This is a genomic window from Micromonospora sp. NPDC005367, assembly GCF_040606825.1.
In the GTDB taxonomy this organism is placed as follows: domain Bacteria; phylum Actinomycetota; class Actinomycetes; order Mycobacteriales; family Micromonosporaceae; genus Micromonospora.
Genome location: NZ_JBEXFP010000003.1, coordinates 88,889 through 104,464, shown reverse-complemented (window position 1 = coordinate 104,464; position 15,576 = coordinate 88,889). Strand labels below are relative to the sequence as shown.

The following is a 15,576-nucleotide window of genomic DNA, read 5'->3' as shown; positions in this document are numbered from 1 at the left end:
ATGTGTTCGTGTCCCTCTCCGACGGCACCCGCTTCGTCCAGAACGCCTGGAGGTGGCACGACAACTTCGCCATCGGCGACGAGCTGCCCGGACTGGGCGACTTCAACGGGGACGGTCGGGCGGACGTGGTGACGTTCACCCGGGGTACGGCGGCCGACGTGTACGTCGCTCTCTCCGGCGGCGGACGGTTCGGGCCGACGGCGAACCGCTGGCACGACCAGTTCGCGCCGGGCACCGACCTGCCCCGACCGAGCGTGCCGTGACCCGGACCCCGCGGCCGCGGAGCCGCCGAGCGCTTCGCACCGGACGGCTGCCCCGGCCGTCGACGCAACCCCACCCCACACCCCAACCCCCTGGTGAGGAGGCATCGTGAGACGAAAGTTCCTGGCGATACCGCTCGCGCTCTGCGCGGCGCTGGCGGCCGTGACCGTCGGCGTGCCGGCGCAGGCGGACCCGATCGGTACCCTGGCCTGCACGTCGATCCCCGCCACCCATGATCCCGCCATCACCCTGATCGTCTACCGAGTGGCGCGCGCCCACAACGCCAACGACAAGGTGCTGCTCTCGGCCTTCGAGGCCGGCTGGGTCGAATCCCACATGAACAACCTGCCCTGTGGCGACAAGACCTCGCTCGGGGTCTTCCAGCAGCGCTGGGACTACGGGTGGGGCACACCCGAGCAGATCATGGACCCGGTCTACGCCACCACCCAGTACGTCACCCGGGCCATCGTCTGCGACAGCAACAACCCGGGTTACACCGCCGGTCAGGTCGCCCAGTGCGTGCAGCGCTCCGGCTTCCCGGACCGCTACGACCAGGCCGCGGCCAAGGCCCGAACCCTGCTCGCCGAGGCGGCCCGCACGCACGCCATCGCCGGCGGATCGTCGACCGATGTCACCGGCGACGGCCGCGACGACGTGCTCACCTTCACCCAGAACGCCCTGGCGGACGTCTACGTCGCCAACTCCACGGGAACCACCTTCGCCGGCACCTCGGTGAAGTGGAACGACTTCTTCTCCATCGGCGGCGAGACGGCGTCGAGCGGCGACGTGAACGGCGACGGCCGCGACGACATCGTGACCTTCGCGCACAGCAACACCGGCGACGTCTACGTGGCGCTGTCGAACGGCTCGTCCTTCGGCGGCGGCCAGAAGTGGCACGACTGGTTCGCCCCGGGCGCGGAGATCGGCGCGGTCGGCGACGTCAACGGCGACGGCCGCGACGACATCATCGCCTTCACCCACAATGCGGCGGGCGACGTCTACGTGGCGCTGTCCACTGGCACCTCGTTCGGTCCCGGCCAGAAGTGGCACGAGTTCTTCAGCCCGTTCGGCGAGTACCCGGCGGTGGGCGACGTCGACGGTGACGGCAAGGCCGACCTGATCACCTTCACCCAGGGGCCGGCCACCGCCGCCGACGTGATCGTCGCCCGGTCGACCGGCACGTCCTTCGGCGCGGCCCAGAAGTGGCACGACCTGTTCGCCGTCGGCGCGGAGCTGCCCCGGGTGGGTGACATCAACGGTGACGGCAAGGACGACATCGTGACGTTCACCTGCGACGCCAACGCCGACGTGTACGCGGCCGTCTCCAACGGCGACGCCTTCGTCGGCACCACCGTCAAATGGAACGACTTCTTCTGCCTGGCCGGCGAGTTCCCCTATCTCGGCGACTTCGACGGCGACGGCCGGGACGACATCGTCGTCTTCACCAAGGGCAGCCTCAACGACGTCTACGTCGGTCTCTCCACCGGCACCTCGTTCGGCGGCGGAGCCAAGTGGCACGACTTCTTCGGCCTCAACGGGGAGGCGACGCTGTGAAACCCGGACTGGAGACCCCCATGGCAGGAACACGTGCCCACCGGCGTCGTGGCGCCGTCGCCCTCCTCGCCGCGGCGCTCACCGCCGCGGCCGTCGGCCCGGCGGTACCCGCGGCGGCGGCCACCCCGGCCCGTACCGCGATCGACGCCGCCTTCGAGCGCGCGGCGAACGAGTACGACGTGCCCCGGGACCTGCTGGTCGCCGTCGGGTACGGCGAGTCCCGGCTCGACGCGCACGACGGCAAACCCAGCCAGGCCAACGGCTACGGCGTCATGCACCTGGTGAGCAACCCGACCCTGCACAGCCTCGAACGGGCGGCCACGTTGACCGGTGAACCGGTCGCGAGGCTGAAGTCGACCATCTCGGCGAACATCCGGGGCGGCGCCGCGGTACTGCGTGACCTGGCCGACGCGCAGGGCCTGACGGCGGCCGATCGCGACCGGATCACCGCCTGGTATCCGGTCGTGGCGAGGTACGGGGGAGCGGTCGAGGATCCGACCGCGCGGCTCTACGCCGACCACGTCTACGACCTGCTGCAGCAGGGCGTCCCGGGCGCCGCCCCGGTCCGCCCGCACCGGGTCGAGCCGGAGCGGGGGCACTACGCGCAGGTGCTGCCGGCCGGTACGCCCTCGAATCTGGTGGCGGCCGCCGTGCCCGAGTACGGCCCGGCTCGCTGGATCGCGGCCAACGGCGCCAACTACGGCGCCGGCCGGTCCAGCGCGATCACCACTGTGATCATCCATGTCACCCAGGGCTCGTACGCGGGCACCATCAGCTGGTTCCAGAACCCGTCGGCGGGAGTGAGCGCGCACTACGTCGTCAAGTCGAGCAATGGTGAGATCACCCAGATGGTGCGCGAGGGTGACACCGCGTACCACGCCCGCTCCGGCAACGCGTACGGGGTGGGCATCGAACACGAGGGGTTCGTGGACGATCCGGCGTGGTTCACAGACGCGATGTACCGCTCGTCGGCGGCGCTGACCCGCTACGTCTGCGACAAGTACGGCATTCCGAAGAGCCGTACCGGGATCAAGGGACACAACGAGATCCCCGGCAACGACCACACCGACCCCGGGCCGAACTGGAACTGGAACTACTACATCTCCCTGGTCAACCAGGGCGGTACGGGATCGAGGTACCTCGCCGGCTCGCCGACGGACTTCACCGGTGACGGCCGCGACGACGTGGTGGCCTTCTCGCAGGGCACGACGAACGACGTGTACGTGTCCTCCTCCACCGGCTCCTCCTTCGCCGGGACGTCGGTGAAGTGGAACGACTTCTTCGGACTCAACGGGGAGACGCTGCTCTCCGGCGACTTCGACGGCGACGGCCGGGACGACATCGTGGCGTTCACCCACGGCTCGCTCGCCGACGTGTACGTCGCCCTGTCGACCGGCACCGCGTTCGCCGGCGCCACGAAATGGCACGACTGGTTCGCGCCCGACGCCGAGGTACCAGCCGTCGGGGACGTCAACGGCGACGGCCGCGACGACATCATCACCTTCACCCACGACACCGCAGGCGACGTCTACGTCGCGCTGTCCACAGGCTCGTCGTTCAGCGGCACCGCCACGAAATGGCACGAATACTTCTCCATCGCCGGCGAGTACCCCGCCGTCGGAGACGTCAACGGCGACGGCCGCGACGACATCATCACCTTCACCCAGGGACCCGCCACCGCATCCGACGTGATCGTGGCACTCTCCACCGGAACGTCGTTCGGCCCGCCGCAGAAATGGCACGACCTGTTCGCCGTCGGCGCCGAGCAGCCGAGGGTCGGTGACATCAACGGCGACGGCAAGGACGACATCGTCACCTTCACCTGCAACACCGACGCGGACGTCTACGCGGCGATCTCCACCGGCACGTCCTTCGCGGGCACCACGGTGAAATGGAACGACTTCTTCTGCCTCGCCGGCGAATTCCCCTACCTCGGCGACTACGACGGCGACGGCCGCGACGACATCATCGTCTTCACCAAGGGCCACACCAACGACATCTACGTCGCCCTCTCCACCGGCACCGAATTCGGTCCCGGCACCAAATGGCACGACTTCTTCGGCCTCAACGGCGAGACCACGCTCTGACCGGTACGTCGAAGGCAGCGCCGGCCCGGTCTGGGCCGGCGCTGCGTCGTTCACGATCCGCTCTGGGTGGAGTGCCGGCGCGGCCAGCCGGCGGGGATGCGCTCCAACACCCCGCCGGCGAAGACGTCCCGCAAACCGAGCGGCTTGAGGTGGACGTATCCGATGTGGCAGTCGCAGATCGCGTTGCCACAGGGCCGGGGCTTCAGGGCGGCCCGCCAGGAGCCGTCGTAGAGGTTGCCGATCGGAGTCTGGATGAAGTGGCAGCGGCGTACGGTGCCGTCGCCGAGCACGGACACGGCCGTCTCTCCCGCGTGGCAGGCTCGGCCGAGGGACAGGTGCGGCCGGACGCTGTAGCCGAAGTGCGGATCCAGCTCGGTCCAGGTCGCCTCCTCGGTGGCGTCGTAGCGGCGACCTTCGGCGGCGTTCACCCACAGGTAGACGTGCTCCGGCAGGGCCTCGCGCAGCGCCCTGGCCTCGTCGAGGTGTTCCGGTAGGCCGACCACGCCGACGGAGTATCGGATGCCCAGTTCGGACAGTCGGGCGCAGCGGCGCAGGAACTGCTCGCGGCTCACCTGCCCCGGATGGTAGGTCGTCCAGAGGGCGGCGGAGCGGGGATCGGCGTCGGCCAGCCAGTCGACGCGGGCGGCCAGGTTGGTCTGGATGACCACCCGTTCCAGGTGCGGCAGGTGGGACAGCGACACCATCGCGTCCCGATACCAACTGCGGGTCAGCCCCTCTCCCCACGGCGTGAAGAGCACCGACAGCCGTACGTCGGTGGTCTCGGCCAACCAGCCGGTGAACCGGGTCAGCGCGGCCCGGTCCGCACGCAGCAGCTCGGGCGGGTCGTGCCGCTTGGCGAACGGGCAGTACGGGCAGTCGTAGTTGCAGCTCGCCAGCGGCCCGCGGTAGAGGATCTCCAGGTTCACCGCGGCACGTACCCGGTCATCGCGTGGTGGACCTCGGCGGAGGTGAGCCACGGGCCGATGGCGTCGGAGCGGGCCAGTCCCGCGGGAGTGAGCCGTGGCCCGTCCTCGGTGGCCCAGCCCCGCTCGACGAGGCGGGCGAGCTGGGGGAAGTCGTCCGCCGGTGGACGAGAGAAGCGGGCCTGGTAGGCGGCGGCGTCGACGCCCTCGGCGCGTAGCAGCGACTTGAGCAGCCAGCGGCGGCGCTGCTCGGCGCCGTCGAGGTGGAACCCGAACTCGGCGTACCCGAAGTCGTCGGCGGGGCGGGCGAGATAGTCGTCGAGTACCGCCCGCACCTGGGAGACGCTGACCGCGTAGTCGAAGGAGTAGTGCAGGGTGGTGGTGTAGGAGCGGGCACCGCAGCCGAGGCCGACCATGCCGTCGTCCTGGCAGCAGTAGTCGGGGCCGTCCGGTACCGGTGCGTCCGCACGGCGGAACTGCCGCATGGATTCCTGCCGGTATCCGGCCGCGCCGAGAGTGTCCACTGCCTGCCGGTAGAGGGCGAGCCGCTGGGCTTCCCAGTCCGCGCGGGCGTGGGTGCGCCGGCCGAGGCCGGTGAGCGGCCGGACGTAGAGCGGGTACAGGTACAGCTCCTCGGACCGCCAGGCCAGCGCCGCATCGAGGCTCTGCTGCCAGGTGTCGGCGGTCTGCCCGTCGATGCCGTAGATCAGGTCGATGTTGAGCACCGGGATCCGGGCGTCGCGGATCGCGCTCAGCGCGGCCTCCACCTCGGTACGGCGCTGCGGCCGGCCGGCGGCGCGGGCCTCGACGTCCAGGAAGCTCTGCACGCCGATGCTCACCCGGGTCGTGCCGTGCGCGGCGAGCACCGCGAGCCGGTCCGGCGTCGCGGTGGCCGGCGAGGTCTCCACCGACAGGGGTACGCCCGGCAGCCGGGCACCGACCGTGCCGGTGGCGATGTCGAACAGCTCGGTCAGCTCGTCGGCGGTGAGATACGTCGGGGTGCCACCGCCGAAGGCGGCCCGCACGTACCCGGCGTCGTCGCCGAGCGCGTCGGTGACCCGTTCGGCCTGCCGGCGCAGCTGCCGCAGGTACGCGGTGACCTGCTCCTCCGGAGCGTTGGCCCGGGTGAACAGGTTGCAGAAACCGCAGCGCATCTCGCAGAACGGCACGTGCAGGTAGAGGAACAACGCATCCCGCACCTCGGCTCGCCACACGTCGGCCAACCGGGGACGGGGCCGCAGCGGCCGGTACGAGGTCTTGTGCGGGTACGCGTACAGATACTGCTGGTACGGCGAGCCGTCGAGGCTCGGATCGGTGCTGGTCACCATTCTCCCGGGTGCAGGGTGAAGTGGGCGTACGGAACGGTCCACACCACGTCGTGGCCGATCCGGTGGCCGGTGTGCCCGTCCTCGCCGTAGGCCGTGCCGTGGTCGGAGCAGATGATGGTGAACACCGGCCGGCCGCGGCCGGTGACCAGGTTGAACAGCCGGCCGATCAGGCCGTCCACATACTCCAGTGCGGCGGCGTGGCTGGCCAGGCTGTCGACCTCGGCACCGGGTAGATGGTGCCGGTTGGGCTGGTGCAATGCGGCGACGTTGAGGAAGGTGAACAGCGGATGCGCCGCCGGCACGCGGGGCAGCACCTCGGCGAGCCGGTCGAGCTGCGCGTCCAGGCAGGTCGGTGAGGTGACCCCGAACTCCGCCTCCCAGTGCGTCTCGGTGAACAGGCCCGGAAGTACCGCGCCGAGCGGGCTGTTCCGGTTGAAGAAGCCGACCCCGCCCAGGCAGAGCGTGTGGTAACCGATGCCGGCCAGCGCGGTCGGCAGGTCCGGCGCGTCGAACACCCAGGTGTCCGGGCCGGAGGTCTCGCTGCCCGGGAAGGCCGCCGCGTAGAGCCGCTCGTGCCGGCCCGGCTCGGCCGGCGTGGGCAGGAAGCCGGCGAAGAAGGCGTGATGCGCGGCGTAGGTGAAGCTGGCGGGGGAGTGGCGTCGTTCCCACCGGCCGGCCGGCAACGCCCGGGCGAGGTTCGGGGTACGCCCCGTCGCGGCCAGCTCGGCGGCCACGTCGTAGCGCAGCGTGTCGAGGGTGACCAGGAGCAGGTCGTGACTGCCGATCAGGCTCCGCACGCGACCACCTCCCGAGCCGGCTCCGCCCCGAGGGACGCCCGCCACCGCTGCCACTGGCCGCTGGTCAACGCGTGCACCTGTTCGGCGTAGCTGTCGCGCCCGGCGGACAGCACACCGGGCAGCAGGTCACCGAAGGCGTTGACCTCGGCCACGGCGTGCCGACGCCAGCCGGCCAGGAACATCAGGTCGATCCCGACGTGCAGCGAGCCGGGGAAGCAGGCGGCGACCCGCTCGCACGTCTCCATCGCCGCCGACCAGCCCCGCGGTCCGACCGCGGCCCGCAGTTCGTCGAGGTCACCGCGCGCGTTGCCCAGGTGCAGGTTGGTCAGCGGCCCGTGGGCGGCGCGGACCACCGCGTGCGTCGGCCGCCCCGCGACGACCAGCACCCGGACGTCGACCACCCGGTTGCCGAGGCCGGCTTTCGGCAGCCACCGTTCGACGTGCAGGCCGTCCGGCGCGAGCCGGTCGACGATCGCGGCGATCTCCGACTCGTCGGTGTACCGGCGTACCCGCAGCGAGTTGAACATCGCGTCCGGAGTGTGCTCGATCGTGGTGACCGCCTGTACTTGCCGGGGACCGACCGCGAGCGCCAGCACCCCGGCGGCGGACGAACCGTGCGCGGGCTTGACGAAGACCCTGGCCCAGCCGGCCGCGGCCATCGCCGCCCGCAGCTGGGCGTAGCCGTCGACGGGCGGCAGCGCGGCCGGTACCGGCACCCCGGCGTCCGACAGCAGTGCGTGGCAGCGCCGCTTGTCGCAGAGCACCGCGACGTCCTCCGGCCGGTTGAGCAGGTCCGCGCCACCGGCGGCGACCCGCGTCAGGCCGCCGATCAGACCGGCGTACGCGTCGGCGAGGCCGACCAGCTCGCCGTGCCGGGCGGTGGTGGCCGCCTGGCGCAGCATCCGGTCGACCTGCGGGTCCTCGCCGGGTGAGTCCACCCGCACCAGTTCGCCGGCGGGCGGCGGTGCGGCCCCGGCCAGTACGTCGGCCCAGGGCAGCACCGTCGGCCGGGGCAGACCGGCGGCGAGCGCCGCCCGGGTGAACATCCGCACCCGGCGGTTGTCGGGGTTGCCGACGACGGTCAGTCGCATGTCACTCCGACACCGCCGTGTAGCGGTGGCTCTCACCGCCGTACTCGTCCGGCTTCTGCGGCTCGGACACGTCGACCCGGACGTTCGGCAGCGCGGCGACCACCGATGCCGCCGCCTCCTCGGACATGAAGTGGTGATGCAGGTCGAGTTCCGCCAGATGGGTCAGCGGCTGACCGGCCAGCAGCGCGGCCGCCCCGGTGTCACCGAGGGTGCCCAGCGACAGGTCCAGCCGCTCGATCCGGCGGACCACCGGTGCGGACGCCAGCGCCTGCGCGACCTCGTCGGCGATGTCCGCGTTGCGCAGCCCCAACCGGCGCAGCTGCGGGAACCGCTCACCGGCCAGCAGCGTCGCCAGGTCCGCGGTCGTCGAGTCGCCGCCGTAGTAGTTGCTGCCGAGCCAGAGCTCCAGGTCGGTCAGCGCGGGCAGTTCGGAGTCGAGCACCGCGCCGACGAACTCCCGCGACAGCCCGCCGCTCTCCACCGCCAGCTCGCGCAGCCGGGGATGCCGGACGGGGGAGAAGTGGAAATCCTCGCCACCGCGTACCCGTAGCACCTCCAGGGCCGGGTACGCCGCCAGCAGCTTGCTGACGTCACCGACCTTCATCCAGGAGACTTCGCATTCCTCGCTGGTCATGTCGCCGAGGAACAGGGCCCGCAGCGCGGGCAGGCGCGGGGCCGCCTCGCACAGCTGCTCGATCGGGGCGGGGTTGAACGCGGCGTACCCCCAGGCCCCGACGACCAGGGACTCCACCGTCGGACCGGTGTGCGCGACGAACTGCTCGAACGCCGCCTGGAACTCCTCGGAGAGCACGCCCTCGTCGTCGTCCTCGAAGTCCCAGCGGGCGATCCGCCACGAGACCGGACCGTCCACGGCCGGAAGCGGACCGTCCTCGGGGACATCGACCACCGGCCGGCCGGCGAAGGAACTCGCGTGGGATCCGAACGACATCGCCGATCACTCCCCGACCACGGTGCGGCCGTACTGCCCGCCGTCGCGCTCCGGGCCGCGGTCCTCGACGTCGAGCCGGAGAACCGCGCCCTCCGCTGGGGCGAACCGCGGTGTGCAGCGTGACACCGGCGGACCGGCGAACGACGACACGTGCGAGCGGATCACGGCAACCTCCGGTTCGACTGCGGCATGGGCGGCGCGACCGTAACAGGCCACCCCGACATCTTGATCGGTGGTGGCCTGCCGGCGACTCCCGTGCGGACGGACACCCGCACCGCACGGCGTGCTCAGCCGGCAGCTGAGCACGCCGCAGTCGGCCTCCCTCGGCGTCAGCCCTTCGTGGCCGCTCCGACCCGCTCGGAGAACTCGACGAGGCGGTTGGAGAACCCCCACTCGTTGTCGTACCAGCCGAACACCTTGACCTGGTTGCCGACGGCCTCGGTCAGCGGCGCGTCGAAGATCGACGAGTACGGGTTGCCGACGATGTCCGCCGAGACCAGCGGCGCCTCGGAGTACTGCAGGTAGCGCCGCAGCCGCTCGGAGCCGGCGGCCTCGCGGAACGCCGCGTTCACCTCCTCGACGTCGGCGCCGCGGCGCAGGACCACGGTCAGGTCGGTGATCGAACCCGTCGCGACGGGGACGCGTAGCGCCGCGCCGGTGAGCCGCCCGTCGAGCTCCGGGATGACCTTGCCGATCGCCTTCGCCGCGCCGGACGACGTCGGGATGGTCGAGACGGCCGCCGCGCGGGCCCGGCGCAGGTCGGAGTGCGGCGCGTCGTGCAACCGCTGGTCGCCTGTGTAGGCGTGGACCGTCGTCATCAGTCCTGACTCGACACCGAACGAGTCGTTGAGCACCTTCGCCAACGGGGCGAGTGAGTTCGTGGTGCACGAGCCGTTGGAGAAGACGTCATGGCTGTCCGGGTCGAGCCGGTCGTCGTTCACCCCGAGCACGAAGGTGGGGACGTCTCCCTTGGCCGGCGCCGAGATGACGACCTTCCTCGCGCCGCCCTTGAGGTGGGCCGCCGCCGCGACGCCGTCGGTGAAGTGGCCGGTGGACTCGATGACGACGTCGGCGCCGACGTCACCCCAGGGGATGTCGGCCGGGTCGGACTGCGCGAAGACCTTCAGGCGCGCGCCCTGAACGGAGATCGCGTCGCCGTCGAAGGCGACGCCGTCCAGATGGCCGGAGATGGAGTCCCACTCGAGCAGGGTGGCCAGCGTGCGGGCATCGGTGAGGTCGTTGACCGCGACCACCTCGACGTCGGCGTTGTTCGCCAGAGCCGCGCGCAGGTAGGTGCGCCCGATCCGTCCGAACCCGTTGATGCCGATGCGTACCGTCATGGTGTTCAGTTCCTATTCTTGTCCTTGTGCTCGGGCGCGGTTGGTGTCGCCGCCCGGAGCAGGTCGAGGGCGCCGGCGAGGGCGTCGTTGAACGGGCCGGGGTCCTGCTGTGCGATCGCGAGCACGTAGCCGCCCTGCAGGACGGCCATCAAGGTGTGAGCGAGGCGCTCCGGGTCGAGGTCGTCCCGCAGTTGACGTGCGGCGATGGCCTCACGTAGCACCCTGACCCAGCTGAGGTGGACCTGAGCGAACGCGCGCGCCACCGGGGCGAGCAGCACCGGGTCCTCGCGGACCTGCGGGTCCTGGGTCATCCGGCCGACCTTGCAGCCCTTGAGGGGGTCGCGCGGACGCATCAGATAGGCCTCGATCCGGGCCATCGGGTCGCCTGGACCGTCGAGTTCGGACGCGGCCGGCAGCAGGTCGGAGACGTTGCGTTCGAGGGCGGCCAGCGCCAGGTCCCGCTTGGTCGGGAAGTGGTGGTACATGCTGCCCTGGCCGACGCCGGAACGTTCGCGTACCTCACGGGGGCTGGTGTCTGCGTAGCCGCGTTCCCACATGAGCTCGCTCATCGTGTCGATCAGGAGTTGGCGCGAATCCACGAGAGCAGTGTACATACCGGTAGGTACAGTGTGCGTCTGCCCCACCCGCTTCCGTGATCAGCTTCGGTGGGCGCGAGGGCGGGGGTTACGCCGCGACCGCATCCACAGCCTCGAGGATCGAGGCCGTCACGACGTCGGGGTGGGAGACACTCAGCGTGTGGGAGGCGCCGGGCACCTCGCGTACATCCTTCGCGCCGGCCCGCTCCGCCATGAAGCGGTGCAGGGCCACCGGGATGCAGCGGTCCTCGTCGCTGAACACGAACCACGACGGGACCGACTGCCACGCCGGGACGTCGGACGGCAGGCCCTCGGTGAGGGCGACCTCCGTGACCGGGCGCTGGGTCGCGCTCAGCACTTCGGCCTGCGCCGGCGACACGTCGGCGGCGAACTGGTGATGGAACGTGTCCGGCCGGATGGCCAACTCGTTGCCGCCGGTCGTGACCGGGTAGGCGGTCAGCGCCGGGCCGAGCCCGTCGATGCCGGCGATCACGTCGCGCAGGTAGGCGGCGTCGCCGGGCACGCTACGCAGCGGGTTGGCGACCGCGACCACGCGCACGCCGTTCGCCTGCAACTGCTCCACCACCCCGGGCCGGCTCGCGGATTCGGCGAAGGCACCGTGCACCAGAACGACGGTGGGCTTCGGCTTGATCATGATTCGCTACTCTCGTGAGTCGTCGCTGTCTTCGCCCAGTGAGACAGCGCAACCGCGGGGAATGTGACAGGTCGTGCGGTAGCCAACGTCACTGCCGCGCGCCCGACATTGGCGACCGGGGCATCTTCGGATCACCATGGTCGGGGCGGGAGCCGCGACACGGATCCAGACGGGGGCGAGCGATGGCGGATTCCGATGTGAATCGTGAGCAGGTTGGCGCGGACGATCTGGAGGAGGCGGCCGCGATCTTCACCGACGTGCGGCCGCGCCTGTTCGGGATCGCGTATCGCATGCTCAGTAGCGCCACCGAGGCCGAGGACCTGCTGCAGGAGGTGTGGCTGCGGTGGCAGACGTGCGACCGCGGCGCGGTGGTCAACCCGGCCGCGTTCCTGGCCACGACGACGACCCGGCTGGCCATCAACGCACTTCAGTCGGCACGGGTGCGGCGCGAGACGTACATCGGACCCTGGCTGCCCGAACCCGTCGACACGAGCGCGGACCCGTACCTGGGGGCCGAGCGTGGTGAGGCGCTGGAGTTCGCCGCCCTGCTGCTGATGGAGAAGCTCACGCCCAACGAACGTGCCGCCTATGTCCTTCGGGAGGCCTTGACTACCCGTATGGGCAGATCGCCGCCATCCTGCAGTCGACCGAGCCCGCGGTGCGCCAGCTGGTCAGTCGGGCGCGCAAACACATGAGCGAGGAGCGGCGTACGCCGGCGAGCCCGGCCGCGCAGCGGGAACTGCTGACCACCTTCATCACGGCAGCCCGCTCCGGCGACATGGCCGCGCTGGAGCAGCTCCTGGCCAAGAACGCGACCAACATCGCCGACGGCAACGGCCGGGTGCGGGTCGCACGCCGCACGGTGGTGGGCGCGGAACGCGTGGCCAAGTACCTGTCCGCGCTCGCCTGGTTCTGGGAGAACGTCGAGGTGCGGTTGGTGACGACCAACGGGCAGACGTCCGCCGTGCTGCGACAGGACGGCGAGGTCTACGGGCTGATCACGGTCAGCGCCTCGAACGAGGGCATCGACCAGGTGCTGTGGATGGTGAACCTCGAGAAGGTCAAGGCCGTGCCCGCCCCGGCCTGACCGGCCGTGACGGAGCAGTGTGTTGTCCGATCCCCTCGGCGACCACGGGAGACGATCAAGCCGCGCGGGTGGTATCGCCGCCGACGAAGAGACCGATCGTCGGCGGAGGGCACGCGGGGCCCGCACGACGCACGTCGTACGGGCCCCGGGTGGTGTCAGCGGGCGAGGAACTCCCGATAGGTGGTCTTGAAGATCACCGCGTCTTCCTTGGCGATGAGCGCGTCGCCGGAGGCGGCGGCGAACAGGCCGGCGGTGTCGTCGGTGACGACGGTGCGCTGGTCGCCGCGGGCGGCGAGGGTGATCCGGCCCAGCTCGTCGAGGGGGAAGACCTCCGGGCCCGCGACGTTGCGAGTCCCCCGCAGCGGGGCGCCGACGGCGACGTCGGCCACGGCCTGGGCCACATCCGCCGAGGCCATCGGCTGAATGAGCGTGGCGGGCAGGCGCACGGTGTTCTCGTCGGACGTCCAGGACATCGTGGCGTCCATGAACTCGAAGAACTGCGTGGCGCGGACGATCGAGTAGGGCACCGGGCCGGCCTTGAGGATGTCCTCCTGCAGCACCTTGGCCCGGTAGTAGACCAGGTCCGGCACCTGCTCGGCACCCACGATCGAGAGGACCACGGCGTGCCCGACGCCGGCGTCCTTGGCCGCCGCGAGCAGGTTGTCCATCGTCGTCTGGAAGAACGCCGGCGAGGCGTCGTCGAAGGTCGGCGAGTTCGTCAGGTTGACCGCGACGTCGGCCCCGGTCAGCGCCTCGGACAGGCCCTTCCCGCTGATCAGGTCGAGTCCGGTGGACGGGGAGTGCGGCACCGCCTCGTGCCCGCTCGCGTTCAGGATCTTGACCACCTGCGACCCGATGAGTCCGGTACCGCCGATGACAGCGATCTTCATGTTGGTTGACCTTCCTGGTTCCGAAGGATGCTCTCTCGCCTCGTATGACAGGACAGCCTCGCGAGTTGTGACAGTGCCTCCGATGCCCGGACGCGGCGGCGGCCGGGGACGGTTGTCACAAGTCGGGGGGTCGTCCGGTCTCAGCTGGCATCGGGGCGGCGACGGACGCCGCGCGCGCGGGAGGGGCGTGATGAGGATCGTGGCCATCGGTGGCACCGGTCTGATCAGTTCGAAGATCGTGTCTCGGCTTCCCCCGACGGCGCCGCGGCGCTTCTCTAACCTATCGCTGGGGGAGAGGTCGCACGGGCTGTCGACCGGATCACCGTGGGTGGAGGCGATTCACGGCGGGACCCGCCACCGCGACCGGGCGGGCCGTAACACGCCCCGCCGGTGGGACGTCCCGCCGGCCCCGGACTTCACCCATGCCACGGAGGAACGATGAGCATCCCGATCGGCGACGGCGTTTGCCTGCGGGCTCCGGAACGCGGATCTCCGGTCGGTGGACCAACGCCGCCGACCAACTCGCCAGCACACCCGCACGGCAGTCACGTGGCCGCCCGCGACCATTGCCTCAGCCCGGTACGCGCCGTGGACCGCCCCACCGGAGCAGTCCGCTACGGGCGAATGTTTCGCGACGTCGAACCGCTGGGCACCGACCCTGATCTGCTGATGCGTGCGGGCAGTGACGGCGGGATCTGCGACGCCGCCGCGGTCCTGGAGCAGTTGCAGGCCGGCGGTGACGACGCGACCGAGGCCGCCGGATGGCCGTTCTTCGGCCAACTGGTCGCCCACGACATCACCGCCGACCGCTCACCCATCAACGGAGGCGTCGCCTCCGACCAGTTGCGAAACGCCCGGGCCCCGATGCTCAACCTGGAGATCGTCTACTCGGACGGCCCGATCGGCTCGCCGTACCTGTTCGACGTCGGCGACCCGGCGAAGTTCCTGCTCGGCCCGGACGGCGGCGACGTTCCGCGTAACCAGCAGGGCGTGGCCCTGATCGGCGACCCCCGCAACGACTCGCACCTGTTCGCGCTGAGCCTGCACGTCGCCCTGCTGCACATGCACAACCACCTGGTCGATCTGCTGCGCGCGGACGGGGTGCTCGAGGCCGAGGTCTTCGACCGGGCTCGGACCGCGCTGACCTGGCACTACCAGTGGATCGTCGTCCACGACTTCCTGCCCCGGCTCGTCGGAGCGCCGCTGGTCGAGCAGGTGCTCAGCGAGGGCGGCAGGTGGTTCGCGCCGCGGCCGGAGCAGGCGTACATCCCGCTGGAGTTCGCCGACGCGGCGTTCCGCTACGGCCACGGCCAGATCCGGCACACCTACCGGCTCGTCGCGGGCGGTCCCGCGGTGCCGCTCTTCCCCGACCTGGTCGGGTTCGGTCCGCTGCCCGCCGACCGGCGGCTGGATCTCGCGCAGATCTTCGACGTGCCCGGCCGTCCACCCGCGCAGCGTGCCAAGCGCCTGGACGGCCGGCTCGCCGCCGGCCTCATCGGGCTGCCCCAGCAGCTCACCGGCGCGGTCGACGTCGCTGCCTACCGCTCCCTGGCGGTACGCGACCTGCTGCGCGGCGAGACCACCCGCCTGCCCAGCGGCGAGGCGATCGCCCGGCTCCTCGACGTGGCGCCGCTGACCGCTCGCGAACTGGGGCAGACCTGGCCGCACGGCACTCCGTTGTGGTTCTACATCCTCAAGGAGGCCGAGCATCGCGGGAACGGTGACCGGCTCGGCCCGGTCGGCGGACGGATCGTGACGGAGGTCCTGATCGGACTGCTGCGCGCCGACCCGGCCAGCTATCTGAGCCGGGAACCGGACTGGGCGCCGCAGCTGCCCGCCACGGGGTCCGGCTTCGGTCTGGCGGACCTGCTCGCCTTCGGCGTCCACCGCGACGGGCCGGTCCACCCGGCGTGACGGTGGGTCGTGCTCCGGGCTCCGCCGCCACGCAACGGCGGGCGTGAGCCTGCGCGAGCACTGCCTCGTCAGTACGGGAGCGACCCGCACTGACGAGGCAGTGA

The 15,576-nt window shown here is 71.0% G+C and carries 15 protein-coding genes and 1 pseudogene; 6 read left to right on the top strand and 10 right to left on the bottom strand.

Features of this window, described 5'->3' with window-relative positions:
- The 3 genes and pseudogenes from ABZS42_RS03230 to ABZS42_RS03220 all read left to right on the top strand — a co-directional run.
- Window positions 1–263: pseudogene (locus ABZS42_RS03230) on the top strand (N-acetylmuramoyl-L-alanine amidase); the annotation flags it as partial.
- A gap of 106 nt (window positions 264–369) precedes the next feature.
- The gene (locus ABZS42_RS03225) at window positions 370–1,815 is read left to right on the top strand and encodes a VCBS repeat-containing protein (protein ID WP_355142051.1); all 1,446 of its coding nucleotides are present in this window, start codon (window positions 370–372) and stop codon (window positions 1,813–1,815) included.
- 20 nt (window positions 1,816–1,835) lie between these two features.
- Window positions 1,836–3,902, top strand: coding sequence for an N-acetylmuramoyl-L-alanine amidase (locus tag ABZS42_RS03220; RefSeq protein ID WP_355142048.1), 2,067 nt, complete (start codon window positions 1,836–1,838; stop codon window positions 3,900–3,902).
- Between the two features lie 50 nt (window positions 3,903–3,952).
- Here ABZS42_RS03220 and ABZS42_RS03215 read toward each other — a convergent pair whose 3' ends face one another.
- The 9 genes from ABZS42_RS03215 to ABZS42_RS03175 all read right to left on the bottom strand — a co-directional run bounded on the left by ABZS42_RS03215 (window position 3,953) and on the right by ABZS42_RS03175 (window position 11,581).
- Window positions 3,953–4,828 (bottom strand): STM4011 family radical SAM protein, encoded by an 876-nt coding sequence (locus ABZS42_RS03215; protein WP_355142046.1) that lies wholly within the window; start codon window positions 4,826–4,828, stop codon window positions 3,953–3,955.
- Window positions 4,825–6,150: an STM4012 family radical SAM protein gene (locus ABZS42_RS03210; RefSeq protein WP_355142042.1), complete on the bottom strand. Its 1,326-nt coding sequence runs from the start codon at window positions 6,148–6,150 to the stop codon at window positions 4,825–4,827. Before ABZS42_RS03210 ends, ABZS42_RS03215 begins: the two co-directional genes overlap by 4 nt.
- Window positions 6,147–6,950, bottom strand: coding sequence for an STM4013/SEN3800 family hydrolase (locus ABZS42_RS03205; RefSeq protein WP_355142040.1), 804 nt, complete (start codon window positions 6,948–6,950; stop codon window positions 6,147–6,149). The genes ABZS42_RS03210 and ABZS42_RS03205 overlap by 4 nt, the downstream gene beginning before the upstream one ends.
- Complete coding sequence (locus tag ABZS42_RS03200; protein ID WP_355142038.1) at window positions 6,938–8,041, bottom strand: STM4014 family protein; 1,104 nt, start codon at window positions 8,039–8,041, stop codon at window positions 6,938–6,940. The genes ABZS42_RS03205 and ABZS42_RS03200 overlap by 13 nt, the downstream gene beginning before the upstream one ends.
- A gap of 1 nt (window position 8,042) precedes the next feature.
- The gene (locus ABZS42_RS03195) at window positions 8,043–8,990 is read right to left on the bottom strand and encodes an STM4015 family protein (protein WP_355142036.1); all 948 of its coding nucleotides are present in this window, start codon (window positions 8,988–8,990) and stop codon (window positions 8,043–8,045) included.
- Between the two features lie 6 nt (window positions 8,991–8,996).
- Window positions 8,997–9,155, bottom strand: a complete 159-nt coding sequence (locus ABZS42_RS03190; RefSeq protein ID WP_355142034.1) for a hypothetical protein — start codon at window positions 9,153–9,155, stop codon at window positions 8,997–8,999.
- A 164-nt stretch (window positions 9,156–9,319) separates the two neighbouring features.
- Window positions 9,320–10,330, bottom strand: a complete 1,011-nt coding sequence (gap, locus tag ABZS42_RS03185) for a type I glyceraldehyde-3-phosphate dehydrogenase (protein ID WP_355142032.1) — start codon at window positions 10,328–10,330, stop codon at window positions 9,320–9,322.
- A gap of 5 nt (window positions 10,331–10,335) precedes the next feature.
- A complete protein-coding gene (locus ABZS42_RS03180; protein WP_355142030.1) occupies window positions 10,336–10,929 on the bottom strand; it encodes a TetR/AcrR family transcriptional regulator in 594 nt (197 codons plus the stop codon).
- An 85-nt stretch (window positions 10,930–11,014) separates the two neighbouring features.
- Complete coding sequence (locus tag ABZS42_RS03175; RefSeq protein ID WP_355142028.1) at window positions 11,015–11,581, bottom strand: alpha/beta hydrolase; 567 nt, start codon at window positions 11,579–11,581, stop codon at window positions 11,015–11,017.
- 197 nt (window positions 11,582–11,778) lie between these two features.
- Between ABZS42_RS03175 and ABZS42_RS03170 the strand changes: the two genes are divergently transcribed.
- Complete coding sequence (locus ABZS42_RS03170; protein ID WP_355142026.1) at window positions 11,779–12,276, top strand: sigma factor; 498 nt, start codon at window positions 11,779–11,781, stop codon at window positions 12,274–12,276.
- The gene (locus tag ABZS42_RS03165; protein WP_355142025.1) at window positions 12,273–12,668 is read left to right on the top strand and encodes a hypothetical protein; all 396 of its coding nucleotides are present in this window, start codon (window positions 12,273–12,275) and stop codon (window positions 12,666–12,668) included. Before ABZS42_RS03170 ends, ABZS42_RS03165 begins: the two co-directional genes overlap by 4 nt.
- 155 nt (window positions 12,669–12,823) lie before the next feature.
- Here ABZS42_RS03165 and ABZS42_RS03160 read toward each other — a convergent pair whose 3' ends face one another.
- The gene (locus ABZS42_RS03160; protein ID WP_355142023.1) at window positions 12,824–13,558 is read right to left on the bottom strand and encodes an NAD(P)H-binding protein; all 735 of its coding nucleotides are present in this window, start codon (window positions 13,556–13,558) and stop codon (window positions 12,824–12,826) included.
- Between the two features lie 624 nt (window positions 13,559–14,182).
- On the opposite strand from ABZS42_RS03160, the gene ABZS42_RS03155 reads away from it, so the two are divergent.
- Window positions 14,183–15,472: a peroxidase family protein gene (locus ABZS42_RS03155; RefSeq protein WP_355142021.1), complete on the top strand. Its 1,290-nt coding sequence runs from the start codon at window positions 14,183–14,185 to the stop codon at window positions 15,470–15,472.
- The last annotated feature ends 104 nt before the right edge of the window (window positions 15,473–15,576 follow it).

What these genes read in the sequence shown, in the direction of transcription:
- gap (WP_355142032.1), bottom strand. Translation starts at nt 10,330, where the DNA reads ATGACGGTACGCATCGGCATCAACGGGTTCGGACGGATCGGGCGCACC.
- ABZS42_RS03155 (WP_355142021.1), top strand. Translation starts at nt 14,183, where the DNA reads ATGTTTCGCGACGTCGAACCGCTGGGCACCGACCCTGATCTGCTGATG.
- ABZS42_RS03220 (WP_355142048.1), top strand. Translation starts at nt 1,836, where the DNA reads ATGGCAGGAACACGTGCCCACCGGCGTCGTGGCGCCGTCGCCCTCCTC.
- ABZS42_RS03200 (WP_355142038.1), bottom strand. Translation starts at nt 8,041, where the DNA reads ATGCGACTGACCGTCGTCGGCAACCCCGACAACCGCCGGGTGCGGATG.
- ABZS42_RS03165 (WP_355142025.1), top strand. Translation starts at nt 12,273, where the DNA reads ATGAGCGAGGAGCGGCGTACGCCGGCGAGCCCGGCCGCGCAGCGGGAA.
- ABZS42_RS03175 (WP_355142028.1), bottom strand. Translation starts at nt 11,581, where the DNA reads ATGATCAAGCCGAAGCCCACCGTCGTTCTGGTGCACGGTGCCTTCGCC.
- ABZS42_RS03160 (WP_355142023.1), bottom strand. Translation starts at nt 13,558, where the DNA reads ATGAAGATCGCTGTCATCGGCGGTACCGGACTCATCGGGTCGCAGGTG.
- ABZS42_RS03195 (WP_355142036.1), bottom strand. Translation starts at nt 8,990, where the DNA reads ATGTCGTTCGGATCCCACGCGAGTTCCTTCGCCGGCCGGCCGGTGGTC.